This window comes from Nonomuraea sp. NPDC049378, assembly GCF_055586745.1.
The window spans coordinates 855401-870856 of sequence record NZ_JBVJHP010000001.1; the positions used below are offsets into that span (position 1 = coordinate 855401).

14 protein-coding genes are annotated in these 15456 nt (G+C 69.7%); 4 read left to right on the top strand and 10 right to left on the bottom strand.

The genetic code is table 11. The features are described from left to right. Nucleotides 1-88 precede the first annotated feature (88 nt). Both ACZ6SA_RS03855 and ACZ6SA_RS03860 read left to right on the top strand, forming a co-directional pair. The gene (locus ACZ6SA_RS03855; protein ID WP_347620308.1) at nucleotides 89-247 is read left to right on the top strand and encodes a hypothetical protein; all 159 of its coding nucleotides are present in this window, start codon (nucleotides 89-91) and stop codon (nucleotides 245-247) included. A 170-nt stretch (nucleotides 248-417) separates the two neighbouring features. Then, nucleotides 418-2433, top strand: coding sequence for a tetratricopeptide repeat protein (locus ACZ6SA_RS03860; protein WP_465826476.1), 2016 nt, complete (start codon nucleotides 418-420; stop codon nucleotides 2431-2433). 9 nt (nucleotides 2434-2442) lie between these two features. Here the strand turns inward: ACZ6SA_RS03860 and ACZ6SA_RS03865 are convergent, their stop codons facing one another. Continuing rightward, complete coding sequence (locus tag ACZ6SA_RS03865; RefSeq protein ID WP_465826478.1) at nucleotides 2443-3687, bottom strand: MFS transporter; 1245 nt, start codon at nucleotides 3685-3687, stop codon at nucleotides 2443-2445. Nucleotides 3688-3983: 296 nt separating this feature from the next. Here ACZ6SA_RS03865 and ACZ6SA_RS03870 point away from each other — a divergent pair, with 296 nt between their 5' ends. Further along, nucleotides 3984-4769, top strand: a complete 786-nt coding sequence (locus tag ACZ6SA_RS03870) for an AAC(3) family N-acetyltransferase (protein ID WP_465826480.1) — start codon at nucleotides 3984-3986, stop codon at nucleotides 4767-4769. On the opposite strand, the gene ACZ6SA_RS03875 is transcribed toward ACZ6SA_RS03870, so the two are convergent. The 6 genes from ACZ6SA_RS03875 to ACZ6SA_RS03900 form a co-directional block, all read right to left on the bottom strand. After that, nucleotides 4766-5248 carry a GNAT family N-acetyltransferase gene (locus ACZ6SA_RS03875; protein WP_465826482.1) on the bottom strand — a complete coding sequence of 161 codons (483 nt, stop codon included), beginning with the start codon at nucleotides 5246-5248 and terminating at the stop codon, nucleotides 4766-4768. The genes ACZ6SA_RS03870 and ACZ6SA_RS03875 overlap by 4 nt on opposite strands. 375 nt (nucleotides 5249-5623) lie before the next feature. Beyond that, on the bottom strand, nucleotides 5624-6361 hold the full coding sequence (gene dapB / locus ACZ6SA_RS03880) for a 4-hydroxy-tetrahydrodipicolinate reductase (RefSeq protein WP_347641545.1): 738 nt from the start codon (nucleotides 6359-6361) through the stop codon (nucleotides 5624-5626). Nucleotides 6362-6480: 119 nt separating this feature from the next. Further along, nucleotides 6481-7791 carry a M16 family metallopeptidase gene (locus ACZ6SA_RS03885; protein ID WP_347641544.1) on the bottom strand — a complete coding sequence of 437 codons (1311 nt, stop codon included), beginning with the start codon at nucleotides 7789-7791 and terminating at the stop codon, nucleotides 6481-6483. 55 nt (nucleotides 7792-7846) lie between these two features. Beyond that, the gene (locus ACZ6SA_RS03890; RefSeq protein WP_347641543.1) at nucleotides 7847-10180 is read right to left on the bottom strand and encodes a polyribonucleotide nucleotidyltransferase; all 2334 of its coding nucleotides are present in this window, start codon (nucleotides 10178-10180) and stop codon (nucleotides 7847-7849) included. Nucleotides 10181-10465: 285 nt separating this feature from the next. After that, nucleotides 10466-10735, bottom strand: a complete 270-nt coding sequence (rpsO, locus tag ACZ6SA_RS03895; protein ID WP_111180641.1) for a 30S ribosomal protein S15 — start codon at nucleotides 10733-10735, stop codon at nucleotides 10466-10468. 193 nt (nucleotides 10736-10928) lie between these two features. Next, entirely contained in the window at nucleotides 10929-11855 is a 927-nt protein-coding gene (locus ACZ6SA_RS03900; protein ID WP_465826640.1) for a bifunctional riboflavin kinase/FAD synthetase, read from the bottom strand. Between the two features lie 128 nt (nucleotides 11856-11983). On the opposite strand from ACZ6SA_RS03900, the gene ACZ6SA_RS03905 reads away from it, so the two are divergent. Continuing rightward, complete coding sequence (locus ACZ6SA_RS03905; RefSeq protein WP_465826484.1) at nucleotides 11984-13003, top strand: TRM11 family SAM-dependent methyltransferase; 1020 nt, start codon at nucleotides 11984-11986, stop codon at nucleotides 13001-13003. A 76-nt stretch (nucleotides 13004-13079) separates the two neighbouring features. On the opposite strand, the gene truB is transcribed toward ACZ6SA_RS03905, so the two are convergent. Genes truB through rbfA form a run of 3 tightly spaced genes read right to left on the bottom strand, consistent with a single transcriptional unit; the run spans nucleotide 13080 to nucleotide 15447 of the window. Beyond that, nucleotides 13080-13952: a tRNA pseudouridine(55) synthase TruB gene (truB, locus tag ACZ6SA_RS03910; RefSeq protein WP_465826486.1), complete on the bottom strand. Its 873-nt coding sequence runs from the start codon at nucleotides 13950-13952 to the stop codon at nucleotides 13080-13082. Beyond that, nucleotides 13952-14989, bottom strand: coding sequence for a DHH family phosphoesterase (locus ACZ6SA_RS03915; RefSeq protein WP_347641540.1), 1038 nt, complete (start codon nucleotides 14987-14989; stop codon nucleotides 13952-13954). Before ACZ6SA_RS03915 ends, truB begins: the two co-directional genes overlap by 1 nt. Then, entirely contained in the window at nucleotides 14986-15447 is a 462-nt protein-coding gene (rbfA, locus tag ACZ6SA_RS03920) for a 30S ribosome-binding factor RbfA (RefSeq protein ID WP_347641539.1), read from the bottom strand. The genes ACZ6SA_RS03915 and rbfA overlap by 4 nt, the downstream gene beginning before the upstream one ends. Nucleotides 15448-15456 lie beyond the last annotated feature (9 nt).

Genomic DNA, 15456 nt, shown 5'->3' on the forward strand with positions numbered 1-15456 from the left:
GAACGTGCTGCGAGACCGGCCGGGCGGGCGCCTGATAAGTGCTCGCAAGTTGTTTGATATTCGGGTGGCCAAAATGGACGGAGTGCGTATGCGTGACGGACAGTACACATCCCGCAGCCTGATCGACGTGTCCGACATCCCGCTGAGCAGCCTGGGCGAGATGGAGAGCGCCGCACTCCGGGCAGCGGTGATCTCCTGCCTGAACGACGACAAGGAGCAACTGGCGAGGTTCGACAGTTCCATCTGAAACATTTCTTCGCTCCTGCCGCAGCCGAACACGAGGGCCCGCGCTTCTCGCGACGGAGGACGGGTGAATCATTGCGGACAGGTGCGCGCGGCCACCACGTGCGCGAAGATGTATTCCGTCTTTCGCCACGGAGGAATGTGCGGTGAAACGCGGCTGCGGATGGGATCGACATGGTTATTGCCGGCACAGACTCACAGCTGACGCCCTACCAGGGCTTACGTGCCTTCCGCGCCGAGGATCATCACCGGTTCTTCGGGCGTGACGCGGAATCCCATCAGATGTGCGACCTCTGGCGGACCCAGCGGCTGAGCGTCCTCTACGGCTCGTCGGGGATCGGGAAGACCTCGCTGATCCTGGCGGGAGTGATGCCTCTCCTCAGCCCGAACAGGATCGACGTCCTCCCCCTCGGGCGGGTGTCCTACGGGTCCTCTTTTCCGCGGGCCGCGTTGCCTGCCCATAATCCGTACGTCCTCGCCCTGTTGTTGTCCTGGTCCCCGCTGGCTCCCCCCACCCGGCTCGCCGGCATGACGATCTCGGCGTTCCTGCGCAACCGGCCCGTCAAGCGGGACGCGTACGGAGATCCGACACTCACCCTGATGGCCATCGACCAGCTCGAAGAGCTCTTCTCCGGCGGCCGGCGACATCAGCGCTACCGTGACTGGTTCTTCGGCCAGCTCGCGGAGGCGCTGCGCCAGGATCCGCGCCTCCGCCTGCTGCTGTCGATCCGCGCGGATCGGCTGGCGGACCTGCGGAAGTACGAGCCGGAGCTGACGCGAGCCGCCCCGGCCGCGGACGGCTCCGCCCCGGAACGTCTCGCTCTCGAGGCGTTGAGCTTCGGCTCCGCGCTGGAGGCGGCGCGCCGGCCGGTCCAGGGCACGGGACGCGCGTTCTCGGAAGGCGCGGCCGAACGGCTGGTACGCGACCTCGTCACGGTCAGGACCCGCTCCAGCAGCCGCCCGCAGCCACAGGGCGCCGACCCGGCCCAGCTCCAGGTGGTCTGCGAGGCGCTGTGGAACACGCTGCCCGCGCAGACCACCGAGATCTCGAAGAGCGACGTGTTCGGACACGTCGAGAGGACCCTGTCGCGGCACTACGCGGGAGAGCTCCTGAAGATCGCCTCCGAGCGGTTCAGCGGCGATGACCCTCGGCTGAGGACGTGGTTGCGGCTGACCTTCCTCGATCCGGCGGGAGGCGGCAGAACGGTCAGGCAGAGCTCGATCAGGACAGCGGGGATCGGCAGGACCGTGATCGCTCTGCTGGTGAAGCGGCGCATCCTCCAGGCGGACCAGGACATGGGCGAACGGCTGTACCGGCTCGCGTACGACCGCATGCTCCAGCCCGTCGAGCAGGACGACCTGACACCGCACCTTCACGTGGCGCAGCCGGGACCCGCGGAGCTCCTCTGCGAGGCGGAGAGCGCGGTGCGCGAGGGCGATCTCCTGCTGGCGGCCGGACTCTGCGAGGAGGCGCTGGCCGGGTCCGTCGACGGCGACCTCCGGCTGCGGGCCAGGGCCGAGTCGCTGCTCGGCAACATCGCGCACGAGCGGGGGGATCTCGATGGCGCGATCCTCCACTACGGCAATGCCGCCAAGAGCCTCGAGACCGCCGGAGCGGTGACCGCTGTCGGGCCGTTTCTCACCGCCATCGGGCGGCTCCGGCTGGCGCAGGGGTCACCCGAGATCGCTGTGCGCGAGTTGCACGCGGCGGTGGTCCGGGTGCCCGGGGATCTCACGATCCAGACGGAGCTGGCGTGGGCGCTGTGGCATGGCGGCCATCCGGGCGCGGCCGTGAGCGTGCTCGACAGCGTTCTCGACAGGGAGGGCAACAACACCGACGCGCTGCTCAGCCGCGGGCAGATCCTGGCCGGCATGGGACGCCCTCATGCCGCGCTGCAGGACCTCGAACGGGCGAGGCCGCTGCGATGGCCGTTCGCCAAGGTCGCGCACGCGCTCGCGCTCGCCCAGACCGACAGCATCAAAGAGGCCCAGCAGGAGATGGTCGAAGCTCTGGCGGAAGGGGACATGGAGCACGGGCCGCTGCTGTTGTACGCGGCGAGAGTCGAACAACTCGCGGGCGAGAGCTCCTCGGCGGTCGACCTGGCTCAACGGGCGATCTCCGCGAAGGCCCCCGCTCTTCCCCACCACATGGCCAAGGACGCCAGGCGGCTGGTCGATGCCGCTTTCTGATCCGAGCCGTCAGACGTGCTGCTGCGCGGGAGGCGGTATGAGGCTTCTCCGGAAACCCCTCATGGCCGTGCCGGCCACGGCCACACATGTCATCGCGACGAGCAGGACGATCGAGCCGCCCGACACATCGCACCATGTCACCAGGAGGCCTCCCAGAGGCGCGGAAAGACAGACGGCGCCGTGGGACGACAGCCGAGCGGCCCCGACCACGCGGGCCAGCATGTCAGGGGCGACGCACTCCACCTCCATGGTCTTGATGGACACGTTGCTCAATGCGCCGACGAAGCCGGTGATGAACAGGGCCATGGCGAAGAAGGCCGGCCGGGCATGGAGCAGAAACGCTCCTACGGCGGCGGTGGACAGTGCCATGACCCAGACCCACATGTGAATGAGGAGCATGAACCGTCTCGGCTTGATGTAGGCGGCCGAAAGCCCTCCGAGGGTTCCCCCCACCCCGGCCAGCCCGAGCACGATCCCGACCGTCAGCGGCGTCAGGTCGCCCGAGCCGGCGACGAAGAGCATGATCAGGGCGTTGACCATCAGGTTGGTGATGGTGATCAACACGACCGACGCACGGAGGAACGGCTGGCTCGCCAGGATGCGAAACCCCTCCAGCAGGCTGCGGCGCAGCGGTAGGGGCGCGGGGCCGTTGCGGGGTTGGGTGCGCAGCCCGAGCGACAAAACATAGGTAAGAGTGAAAAGCACAGCATTCACTACGAAAGGGACAAAAAACCCCAATCCGAACAACAAGCCCCCGAGCGGCCTGCCCGCGAGCGACGCCAGATGGTTGGTGCTCTCGGTCTTGGCCACCGCACCACGCAGTTTGTCCGGTCGTACGAGCGACGGCATCAGCGAGGTGCCCGCCAGCGAATGGAGGACCCACATCCCGCCTTCCAGCAGCGCGGCCAGCACGATGTGCCCCAGGGACGGGCCGCCGACGGAGAGTGCCACGCCTACGCTGACCACGGTGAGCGCTCGCACGGATTCCGCGAAAAGGAGAACTCTACGGGGTGGTATTCGGTCGACCAGAACCCCGCCCGGAACGTAGAGAATCAAGATCGGTACCGTCAGGACGAACCCCGTCAGCCCGGCTGCGGCCGGCGAGCCCGTCATCGCCAGGGCCAGGAGCGGGTAGACCACGCCGAGCATGCGCGTGCCGATCGCGGAGACGACCGAAGCCGCCCAGACGAGCGCGAAGTCCGTCGCCCTCGTCCGGCGGGGAAAGTCGCGCCTCACGGTGAACTTCTCTTCCACGCCCCGCCCCAGCCGTTTCCCTCAGGCGCATGTGTCTTCTGCCATCAATACAGGGAGGCCTTGGCGACAAGCCGCTTCCGACAAATGGACGGGAAGATTTTGGAGAAGATTGGCACCTGCAAACCGCAGGAGTATAGCCGACATGATCTTCACTGCCGACACAACGATCTCCATTTCAGCCAGTCCGAAATACGGGCCCTTTCAGATGACTTGTCCCATTTGTCGCATGAAGTATCACGGATCATCACTGTTGGATAATGTGACCCATGGTGGAGTCACGTGGTGATCAGCGCCTTATGGTGACCAATGACCGGTTGATCGCCGACCTCGCGGCGCTCGGAGTGGAGTACGGGCAGGTCCTGCTCGTGCACTCGTCTCTGCGGTCCATCGGCCATGTCGAGGGCGGGGCGGGCGCGGTCGTCTCCGCGCTGCGCGGCGCGCTCGGGCCGGGCGGGACCCTGGTGGTGCCCACCGGCACGTCCGCCAACTCCGACACCTCTGCCCACCATCGCGCCACGATCGCCGGGATGTCACCCGACGAGGTCGCCGCGTACCGCGCGCGCATGCCGCCCTACGACCCGGCGACGACCCCCACCGACGCCATGGGCCGCATCCCCGAGCACGTCCGGACGCTGCGGGAGGCACTGCGCAGCGCCCACCCCCAGACCTCCTTCGCCGCCGTCGGCCCGCAGGCCGGCGAGATCATCGACGGGCACGCCCGCGACTGTCTCCTGGGCGAGCGCTCCCCGCTGGCCAGGCTGTACGACACCGGCGCGACGGTGCTGCTGCTCGGCGTCGGCTACGACAGGTGCACGGCCTTCCACCTGGCCGAATACCGCTACACCCGGCGCCCGCCGCGCCGCACCTACCGGACCGTGGTGGACGACGGCGATGGCCGGACGTGGTACGCGTTCGAGGACGTGGCGCTGGACGACAGCGACTTCGCCGTCGTCGGCGCCGCCTTCGAGCGGACGGGCGTCGTACGCATCGGCCGGGTCGGGCAGGCGCCTGCCCGGCTCTTCTCCCTGCCCGACGCCGTCGGCTACGCCGCCCGCTGGTTCGCCGCCCATCGCCTGCCTTAGAGCGGCCGGCGGCACATCACCACCCGGGGGGCGATCTCGAGGCCGAGCTCCCGTTCGTGCGCCACCAGCGCGCGCAACTCGGGCCCCCACTCCGGCTCGGGCAGCGCCGTGAACCCGTGCCGGGTGTACCACGGCGCGTTCCACGGCACGTCGCGGTAGGTCGTCAGCGTCACCTCCGGCGCGCCGGAGGCCCGCGCGTGGTCGATCACCGCGGCCATCAGCCGCCCGCCGATGCCCCTGCGCATGCTGCGCGGGTGGACGGCCAGCTGGTCGAGATGCACGTTGCCGTCGACCCGGCCCAGCAGGGCGAACCCCTCGGGCGGCTCGCCCTCCACCAGGACCCTCCCGGGGTCGTCGACCTCTTCGATCACGGTCGTGCCGGGTGGGAAGACGATCCCCACCTCGGCGAAGATCCCGTCGGCCGCCAGCTCGACGTCGGCCAGCCCCGCCAGCTCCCCCGCATCCGCCCATCGCACCATCAGAACCTCCTGAGGGGACCGTCGCCCTCCGGCGATGGGGAATCGGCGGCGGGAGGACCGCCACGGACCGCGTGCAGGGGCAGAACCTCGGACATCGCCGCCACCTCCGGGCAGTCTTGAGCCTGTGTCTTCTGGCATCGGTCAGGGCTTGGCCGTCGCCTCCCGCGCAAGCGGGGCACGAAGCCGCTCCCCTCAGGGCGCGGAGGAGTCACGACGACACGATCTCATGTCTCGGGCGGACCTCGCCCCGGGTATTAATCTTGGTGATCGTAGGCCCGGCTGTGCGGAGCCGGGGCCCTCTCCTCACGACGTGCCCACGACCGCCCGGTGGTGGGCACGTCGTGTGCGCGGCCAAGAGCGGGGTCAGAGGCGGGGTCAGAGGTCGAGCAGCGGCTCGAGCCCCACGGTGAGGCCGGGCAGCTCGCGGACCCTGCGCACCCCGAGCAGCACACCAGGCGTGAACGCCGACCTGCTCATCGTGTCGTGCCGGATGGTCAGGATCTCGCCGTCGCCGCCGAGCAGCACCTCCTGGTGCGCGATCAGCCCCGACAGGCGCACGGCGTGCACGTGGACGCCCTCCACGTCGGCCCCACGGGCGCCGTCGAGCGCGGTGGTCGTGGCGTCGGGCATCCGGGCCGACCCCGCCTCGGCGCGCGCCTCAGCGACCATCTCAGCCGTACGCCGTGCGGTGCCGGACGGCGCGTCGGCCTTGTTGGGATGGTGCAGTTCGACGATCTCGACGGACTCGAAATAGCGGGCCGCCCGCTGGGCGAAGTGCATCATGAGCACGGCCGCGATGCCGAAGTTGGGGGCGATCAGGCAGTTGGTGCCCGGCGATGCCGCCAGCCATCCGCGTACGGTCTCCAGCCGCCCCTCGTCGAACCCGGTCGTGCCCACCACCGGGTGGACGCCATGGCCGATGGCCCACTCGAGGTTGCCCATGACCACGTCGGGATGGGTGAAGTCGACGACCACCTCGGCGCCCGCGAGCCCTTCGACGGCGTCGTCCTTGTCGAGCGCGGCCACCAGCTCCATGTCGGTGGCGGCCTCGACCGCTGTGCACACCTCAACGCCCACGCGACCGCGGGCGCCGAGCACTCCTACCTTGATCACACCGACAACCCTATCGTCCTGCCCAGGCGCGTTCCCGGTGTCCCGGCCCGCACCGCCCGACCGGGTCACGCGCGCAGGCCCCGGCCGGAGGACCGGGGCCTGCGCGGAGCGACGGCAGGTCAGCTGATGGCGTCGGTGAAATCCTTGTCGCCGTACGGGCCGATCACGGCGAGCGTGAGCGGCCGGTTGAGCACGTCGGCGGCCACCTCGGCGATCTCGTCGGGCGTGACGCCCTCGATGCGCGCCAGCACCTCGTCCACGGACATCAGCTCGTCGTAGACCAGCTCGTTCTTGCCGATGCGCGACATGCGCGAGCCGGTGTCCTCAAGCCCGAGCACGAGACCGCCGCGCATCTGGCCCTTGCCGCGCATGATCTCGTCGGCGGTCAAGCCCTCGGCCACCACCCTGGACACCTCGTCGCGGCAGATCTTGAGCACGTCGTCGATCTTCGAGGGCAGGCAGCCCACGTAGATGCCGAACTGGCCGGTGTCGGCGTAGGCCGAGGTGTAGCTGTAGGCGGAGTAGGCCAGGCCGCGCTTCTCCCTGATCTCCTGGAAGAGCCGGGACGACATGCCGCCGCCCAGGGCGGCGTTGAGCACGCCGAGCGCGAACCTGCGGTCGTCTGTGCGGGCCATGCCGGTCGTGCCGAGCACCAGGTTGGCCTGCTCGGTCGGCCGGTCCAGCACCGTGACGCCCGAGCGGGTCTCGGCCCCGGGTCCGCTGGTGCGCGGCGGGGCGAACTCGGCCGGGCCGTCGAGCATGCCCGCCCGCTCGTAGGCCCTGGTGACCAGCTCGACGACCTCTTCGTGGCGTACGTTGCCCGCGACGGACACGACCGTGCGGCGGGGCCGGTAGTAGAGGCGGTAGTACTCGGCGATCCGGTCGCGTCCCAGGGTGTTGATCGACTCGACCGTGCCCAGGATGGGCCGCCCGATCGCCGAATCACCGTAGAGTGCGGCGGCGAACTGCTCGTGCACCACGTCGGACGGGTCGTCGTCGTGCATGGCGATCTCTTCGAGGATCACCCCGCGCTCCGACTCGACGTCCTGCTCGGCCACCAGCGAACTGGTCACCACGTCGGCGAGCACGTCGACCGCGATCGGCAGATCCTCGTCGAGGACGCGCGCGTAGTAGCAGGTGTACTCCTTGGCGGTGAAGGCGTTGATCTCACCGCCGATGCCCTCGATGGAGGCGGAGATCTCCATGGCGTCACGCGTGGGAGTGCCCTTGAACAGCAGGTGTTCGAGGAAATGGGTGGCGCCCATGTGTTCGAGTGCCTCGTCACGCGAGCCGATGCCGACCCACATGCCGACCGCGACGCTGCGCACGGTCGGCATGGTCTCGGTCACCACGCGCAGCCCGCCCGGCAGGACGGTACGCCTCACCACCCCGGCACCGTCTGTGCCGGGGTGCAACGTGGTCGTGCTCACGGAGACTCCTTCGTGAGCACGACGCCGTTGACGATGGTTGCCTGGCTGAGCTCGCTCACGAGTTGCGGTCGTCCCCCTCGGTACGGCTGCTGCGCACGCGGGTGCGGGTGCGGCGGGGCCGCTCGGACCGCTCGTCGGCGGCCGGCGCGGGCTGCTCAGGAGCGGCGTCGCCGCCCTCGGCGGACCCGGAGTCGGCCTTCGCCTCCTTCTCGGCGGCCTCCCGCTCGATGACCTCGACCGGCACCAGGGAGAGCTTGCCCCGGCCGTCGATCTCGGCGATCTCCACCTGGATCTTCTCGCCGACGCTCATCACGTCTTCGACGTTCTCGATGCGCTTGCCGCCGTGCAGCTTGCGGATCTGGGAGACGTGCAGCAGGCCGTCCTTGCCGGGCATCAGCGAGATGAACGCGCCGAAGGCCGCGATCTTGACGACCGTGCCCAGGTAACGCTCGCCCACCTCCGGCATGTGCGGGTTGGCGATGGCGTTGATCGCCGAACGGGCCGCCTCGGCGGACGGGCCGTCGGTGGCGCCGATGTAGATGGTGCCGTCGTCCTCGATGGTGATCTCGGCGCCCGTGTCGTCCTGGATCTGGTTGATCATCTTGCCCTTCGGGCCGATGACCTCGCCGATCTTGTCGACCGGGACCTTGATGGTGATGATGCGCGGCGCGGTCGGGTTCATCTCCGCCGGGGAGTCGATCGCCTCCTGCATCACGTCGAGGATCGCCAGGCGGGCGCCCTTGGCCTGCTTGAGCGCGCCGGCCAGCACCGAGGCGGGGATGCCGTCGAGCTTGGTGTCGAGCTGGAGCGCGGTGATGACGTCCTTGGTGCCGGCGACCTTGAAGTCCATGTCGCCCATGGCGTCTTCCGCGCCGAGGATGTCGGTCAGCGTGACGTAGGCGTCACCCTCGCCGATCAGGCCCATCGCGATGCCCGCGACCATCTCCTTGAGCGGCACGCCGGCGTCGAGCAGCGCCATCGTGGAGGCGCAGACCGAGCCCATCGAGGTGGAGCCGTTGGAGCCGAGCGCCTCGGAGACCTGGCGGATGGCGTACGGGAACTCCTCGCGCGTGGGCAGCACGGGGATCAGCGCCCGCTCGGCGAGCGCGCCGTGGCCGATCTCGCGGCGCTTGGGCGAGCCCACGCGGCCGGTCTCGCCGGTGGAGTAGGGGGGGAAGTTGTAGTTGTGCATGTAGCGCTTGGTCCGCTCGGGGTTGAGCGTGTCGATGACCTGCTCCATGCGCAGCATGTTGAGCGTGGTGATGCCCAGGATCTGCGTCTCGCCGCGCTCGAACAGCGCCGAGCCGTGCACCCGGGGCACCACGTGCACCTCGGCCGACAGGGCGCGGATGTCCTTGGTGCCGCGGCCGTCGATGCGGACGCCCTCCTTGATGACCCGCTCGCGCATGAGCTTCTTCATCACCGAGCGGAACGCGGCGGAGATCTCCTTCTCGCGCCCCTCGAACTCGGGCAGGAGCTTCTCGGCGGCCAGCGCCTTGACCTTGTCGAGCTCGTTCTCGCGCTCCTGCTTGCCGGCGATGGTCAGCGCGGCGGCCAGCTCGGTCTTCACCGCGGCCTCGACCGCGTCGTAGACGTCGTCCTGGTAGTCGAGGAAGACCGGGTATTCGGCCGTCTCCTTGGCCGCGACCCGCGCGATGCGCGACTGCGCCTCGCAGAGCACCTTGATGAACGGCTTGGCGGCGTCGAGGCCCTGGGCGACGGTCTCCTCGGTCGGCGCCACGGCACCCTCGGCGACCAGCTTGAGCGTGTCCTTCGTGGACTCGGCCTCGACCATCATGATCGCGACATCGCCGTCGGCGAGCACGCGGCCCGCCACGACCATGTCGAACGTGGCCCGCTCCAGCTCGTGGTGGGTCGGGAACGCCACCCACTGGCCGTCGATCAGCGCGACGCGCACGCCGCCGATCGGGCCGGAGAACGGCAGGCCGGCGAGCTGGGTGGACAACGACGCGGCGTTGATCGCCACCACGTCGTAGAGGTGGTCGGGGTTGAGCGCCATCACGGTGGCGACGACCTGGATCTCGTTGCGCAGCCCCTTGACGAAGGACGGGCGCAGCGGCCGGTCGATCAGGCGGCAGGTGAGGATGGCGTCCTCGGAAGGACGGCCCTCACGGCGGAAGAACGAGCCGGGGATGCGGCCCGCGGCGTACATGCGCTCTTCGACGTCGACCGTGAGCGGGAAGAAGTCGAAGTTCTCCTTGGGCGACTTGGACGCGGTGGTGGCCGAGAGCACCATCGTGTCGTTGTCGAGGTAGGCGACGGCGGAACCCGCCGCCTGGCGTGCGATGCGACCGGTCTCGAACCGGATCGTGCGCGTGCCGAACGAACCGTTGTCTATGACGGCTTCAGCTGTGTGGACACCCTCCACGGGGGACCTCCTTGTGGTCGGTCTCCCGCGCCCTTTTCTCACCGGCACCCTCGTTAGGTGCAGCGCCGGTCTTCGATCGAAGCGCCCGGTCTTTCCTACCGGAAGCCACTACCGAGGACCGGCCCGCAGGCGTCGCGGGTCGCATGGTGCTGAGCGGACGCGGGGGCTGTGTGTCTCGGATCTTCAGTTGTACGCCGGGCGCGGGAGGCGTGTGACGCCAGGCGCCCGGACATATGGCTGCGGCCATATGCGAAGGGAGCGGCGCGGACGCCGCTCCCTTTCATGCTATCGGCGCAGGCCGAGCCGCTCGATGAGCGAACGGTAGCGCTGGATGTCGACCTTCTGCAGGTATTTCAGCAGGCGGCGGCGGCGGCCGACGAGCAGCAGCAGGCCACGACGGCTGTGGTGGTCGTGCTTGTGCGTCTTCAGGTGCTCGGTGAGCTCGCTGATGCGCTTGCTCAGCAGGGCGATCTGAACCTCGGGCGACCCGGTGTCGCCCTCGACCGTCGCATATTCACTGATGATGGACTTCTTGGCAGCGGTGTCGAGGGACACGGCTCTCCTTTGAGCTACGGGCACGCACGATTGATGTGAGTGTGCGAACGACCGTGCGTGCCTACAGTCGCCGCGTGAAGGCCTTCATGGGCAGCGCGCAGCACCGCCGCTACAGAGCCGACATGCAAGGTTACCACCTTGTGCAGGGTCGTCGGGACACGCGGCGCGGGACATGCGGAGGCCGGGTCAGAGGTCAGCCGGTGATCCTCCGGGTGGCCTCGACGTCGGCGTGGATCTGGGCGATCAGCGTCTCGATCGACTCGAAGCGGGTGTTGCCACGCAACCGCGCCGCGAACTCGACCGCGACGTGCGCGCCGTACAGCTCCAGGTCGTCGCGGTCGAGCGCGTACGCCTCGACGGTGCGCGGCACGCCCTCGAACGTCGGATTGGTGCCGACCGAGATCGCCGCCGGCCACCGCTCGCCCTCGTAGAGGGCGGGCAGGTTGGCGACGGGCACGCACTCCAGCCAGCCGGCGTAGACCCCGTCGGCCGGGATCGCGGTGTGCGGAGGCGTCTCCACGTTGGCGGTCGGGAAACCGAGTTGCCGCCCCCGCTGGTAGCCCCGCACGACCACGCCCTCCACGCGGTGCGGCCGCCCGAGCCGCTCTCTCGCGCCCTCGACGTCGCCGGTCACGAGCAGTTCGCGGATGGCGGTCGAGGAGACGCCGTCGAGCAGGGGCACGGCCTCCACCTCGAAATCGTATTTGTCGCCCAGCGTCCGCAATGTCTGAACGTCTCCGCTGGCTTCGTGCCCGAACACGAAGTCCTCCCCCACGACCACGACCGCGGCCCGCAGCCGCTCGGCCGCCACGCTCTGGACGAAGTCGTCGGGGCTGGTCCGCTGCAGCTCGAGGGTGAACTCCACCACGTCGACCTCGTCGACCCCCAGCCCGGCCAGCAGCTCACCCCTGCGCCGCAGGCTGGTGAGCCGGGGCGGGTGCGACCCCGGTCGCACGACCTCCTCGGGATGCGGCTCGAAGGTGACGGCGACGCTCCGCAGCCCTCGCTCGCGGGCGATGGCCACCGCGCGCTCGATCACCCGCCGGTGCCCGCGGTGCACCCCGTCGAACACGCCGATGGTGACGACAAGCCTTCCCGAACCCTGCACGCCAGGCCCCATTCGCTCGTCACGGATCAACCGCACCCAAGCCTGCCATGCGCGTCGCGGTCCTCCGCAACCCAGGGGGTTGGTAACCGCGCCGGTTCGTCCCGGCGTCCTTCCTCCGCCAGCGGATAGGATCGGGCCTCGTGCCTCGTTACGCGCTCCTGATCCTGCCTGCCTTCAACCGGGTCTACGCCGAGAGCTCTGTCCGGCTGACCCGCAACGAGCTGGCCGTCTTCGGCGCGCGCGGCCTCGGCGGCCAGGTGTCGGCCGGCGACGAGACCGTCATCGGCGGTGTCCCCTACGTGACGTTCGAGACGGCGGAGCCGCTGGCGGAGCCGCACCTCTCGCTGCTGTCGAACCTCTCCTCCTGCTACGCCCTGTTCGGCGTGGAGGGAGAGTTGCTCAGGCCGCTGACCGCGCGCCCGCTCGACCGGCTCAGCAGCGACCTGATCACCATCCAGAAATACGCCGGCAAGACCAACGAACACTTCACCAAGCTGCTGCTCAACGTCACCGCACTGGCCACCAGCAAAGGGCTGGGCGAGCGGCTGGCGGTGTTCGACCCGCTGTGCGGCCGCGGCACGACCCTCAACCAGGCCCTCATGTACGGCTACGACGCCTACGGCCTCGACGTCGACGGCAAGGACTTCGAGGCCTACGCCGGTTTCATCAAGACCTGGCTGCGCAACAAGCGGCTCAAGCACACCGCGGAGACCGTGCCGGTGCGCCGCGAGCGGGCGCTGGCCGGGCGGCGGCTCAACATCACGTTCGGCCTGTCGAAAGAGGCGTTCAAGGCCGGCGACGTGCAGCGCCTGACCGTGGTCAACGCCGACACCCTCAAGAGCCGCGAGTTCTTCAAGCCGCGCTCGTTCGACGTCGTGGCGACCGACGCCCCCTACGGCGTCCAGCACGGCAGCAAGGGCGGCGGCGGGTTGTCGCGCAGCCCCATGGAGCTGCTGAGCAGGGCCGTGCCCGGCTGGGCCGAGCTGCTGCGGCCCGGCGGCGCGATGGGCATCGCCTGGAACACCTACGGTGGCAAGCGCGCCGAGCTGGCCAAGGTCCTCGCCGGCGCCGGCCTGGACGTGATGGACTATCCCGACTTCGAGCACTGGGTCGACCAGGCGATCGTGCGTGACATCATCGTCGCCCGCAAACCCGGCTGACCCCGCTCGCCCCGCGAAGACGGCGAGCCGCCTGACCGGGCTCACCCCACGAAGACGGCGATTCGGCTGACCGCGCTCATCCCGCGAAGACGGCGATCGGCTTGGCGAGCGCGCCCCGCTCCTCCACGAGCGCGAGCAGCGCGCCGTCCGGCCCGAACACGCCGATAGGGCCCGCGCCGAGCCCCGCGGCGGGCAGCCGGCCGCCGTGCCCGATCACGCGTGCCTCCTCCGCGGTGACGTCCCTGCGCGGGAAGGCTGCCGCGACCGCCGCGCCGATCGGCAGAATCTCGCACTCCTCGGCGAGCTGCTCGACCGTCCTGGCCAGCAACAGGTCGTAGGGGCCCACCCGGGTGCGCCGCAACCGCGTCAGGTGGCCTCCGACGCCGAGCTCCGCCCCGAGGTCGCGGGCCAGCGCGCGGATGTAGGTGCCGCTGGAGCAGGTCACGACCGCGTCGACGTCCACGACCTGCTCGCCTGCTCTGATGTCCAGCACCTCGAACGCGCTCACCGTCACCGGCCTGGCCTGCAGCTCGACCGCCTCGCCCGCGCGCGCCTTCTTGTAGGCCCGCTGCCCGTCCACCTTGATCGCACTGACCTGCGGCGGGATCTGCATGATCGCGCCCGTCAGCGCCGCGACGCCCTTGTGGATCTCGGCCGCGGTGACGCCGGAGGCCGGGACCGCGGCGGTGACCTCGCCCTCGGCGTCGTCGGTGTTGGTGCTCACGCCGAGCCTGATCGTGGCTTCGTAGACCTTCTCCGTCAGCGCCAGATGGCCGAGCAGCCTGGTCGCCTTCTCCACGCCGACCACCAGCACGCCCGTCGCCATCGGGTCGAGCGTGCCCGCGTGCCCCACGCGGCGGGTGCCCGCGACGCGCCGCATCTTTGCCACCACGTCGTGGGAGGTCCAGCCGCCCGCCTTGTCGACGATGATCAGACCGCTCTGGGCCATCAGGCCTTCCTCAGCTCTCGCCGGAACTTCACCATCGTGTCCTCAACGCTGTCCTGGGAGGTGTAGCCGGCCGCGTTGTGGTGACCGCCGCCGCCCAGCGCCGCGCACACGGCGGCCACGTCGACATTGCCCTTGGAGCGGGTGGACACCTGCCAGTAGCCCTGGTCGTCCTCCTTGAGCACCACCGAGACCTCGGCCTCGTCGGTGCGCCGCAGGATGTCGATGACGCCTTCGAGCTCGGAGTAGGGCAGCCCGTACGCGGCCCGGTCGACCTGCGACACGTACGTCCACACGAGCCCGTCCTCCAGCGTCACCCGCTCCAGCGCCCCCGCCAGCACCTTGAGATAGCCGAAGGGGGAACGGTCCCACAGCTCACGGGCGATCTCGTCGGTGCGCAGCCCGGTGGCGACCAGCCTGGCCGCCATGTGGTGCACGGCGGGCGTGGTCGTGGAGTAGCGAAACGATCCGGTGTCGGTCACGAGACCCGCGTACAGGCAGGTGGCGATGTCGCGGTCGAGCTGCCCGCCGAGCCGGTAGATCAGCTCCTCGGCCAGCATGGCCGTGGCCGCGGCCGCGGAGTCGATGAGGCTGAGCGTGCCGAACTCGCCCTCGTTGGAGGGGTGGTGGTCGACCACGATGACCTCACGGGCCCTGGCGGTGCTGGCGCCCAGGAGCCCCAGCCGCTGGAACGTCGACGAGTCGAACGTGATCATCAGATCGGGAGATTCGGGGAACTCCTCCGGCGGCACCAGCATCTCCTGTCCCGGCAGGAACCGCAGCAGCCGCGGCACCACGAAATGGTGGTCGCCGAACGACGTCACCACCCGCTTGCCCATCGAACGCAGCGTGAACGCCACGGCCAGCATCGAGCCGAGCGCGTCGCCGTCGGGGGTCACGTGGCAGGCCATCGCCACCTCGTCGGCCTCCCGGATCAGGTGCAGCGCCCGGCTCCACGCGGCCTCGGGGACCGCGCACTCGTCCGGCGGCCGCCCGTTGACCCGTGGCGGCTCCGCCCTGTCGCGTACGTCGGGCGTCACGCCAGGTCGTCCCTGCCAGCAGCACCCCCGTCTTGGCCCTCTTCAGGCTTGCGGTAGGGGTCGGCCTCGCCCGCGTAGGTGGCGCTCTGGGCCTGCCGCGCCACCTCGGCGTCGCGCGCCCTGGCGGCGTTGATGAGATCGTCGAGCTGGCGCGCGCTGTCGGGCAGCGGGTCGTGCTTGAACGTCAGCGTGGGGGTGAAGCGGACGCCGGTCTGGCGTCCCACCTCGGAGCGGATGATGCCCTTGGCGCTCTCGAGGGCCGCGGCGCTGTCGGCCCGCTCGGCCTCCGAGCCGAACACCGTGTAGAACACCGTCGCCTCACGCAGGTCAGCGGTGATGCGCGTGTCGGTCACGGTGACGAAGCCCAGGCGCGGATCCTTGATCCGGCGCTCCAGCATCTCGGCGACGATCTGCTGGATGCGGTCGGCGAGCTTGCGCGCTCGTGCGGCATCCACCATGGTTCGCTC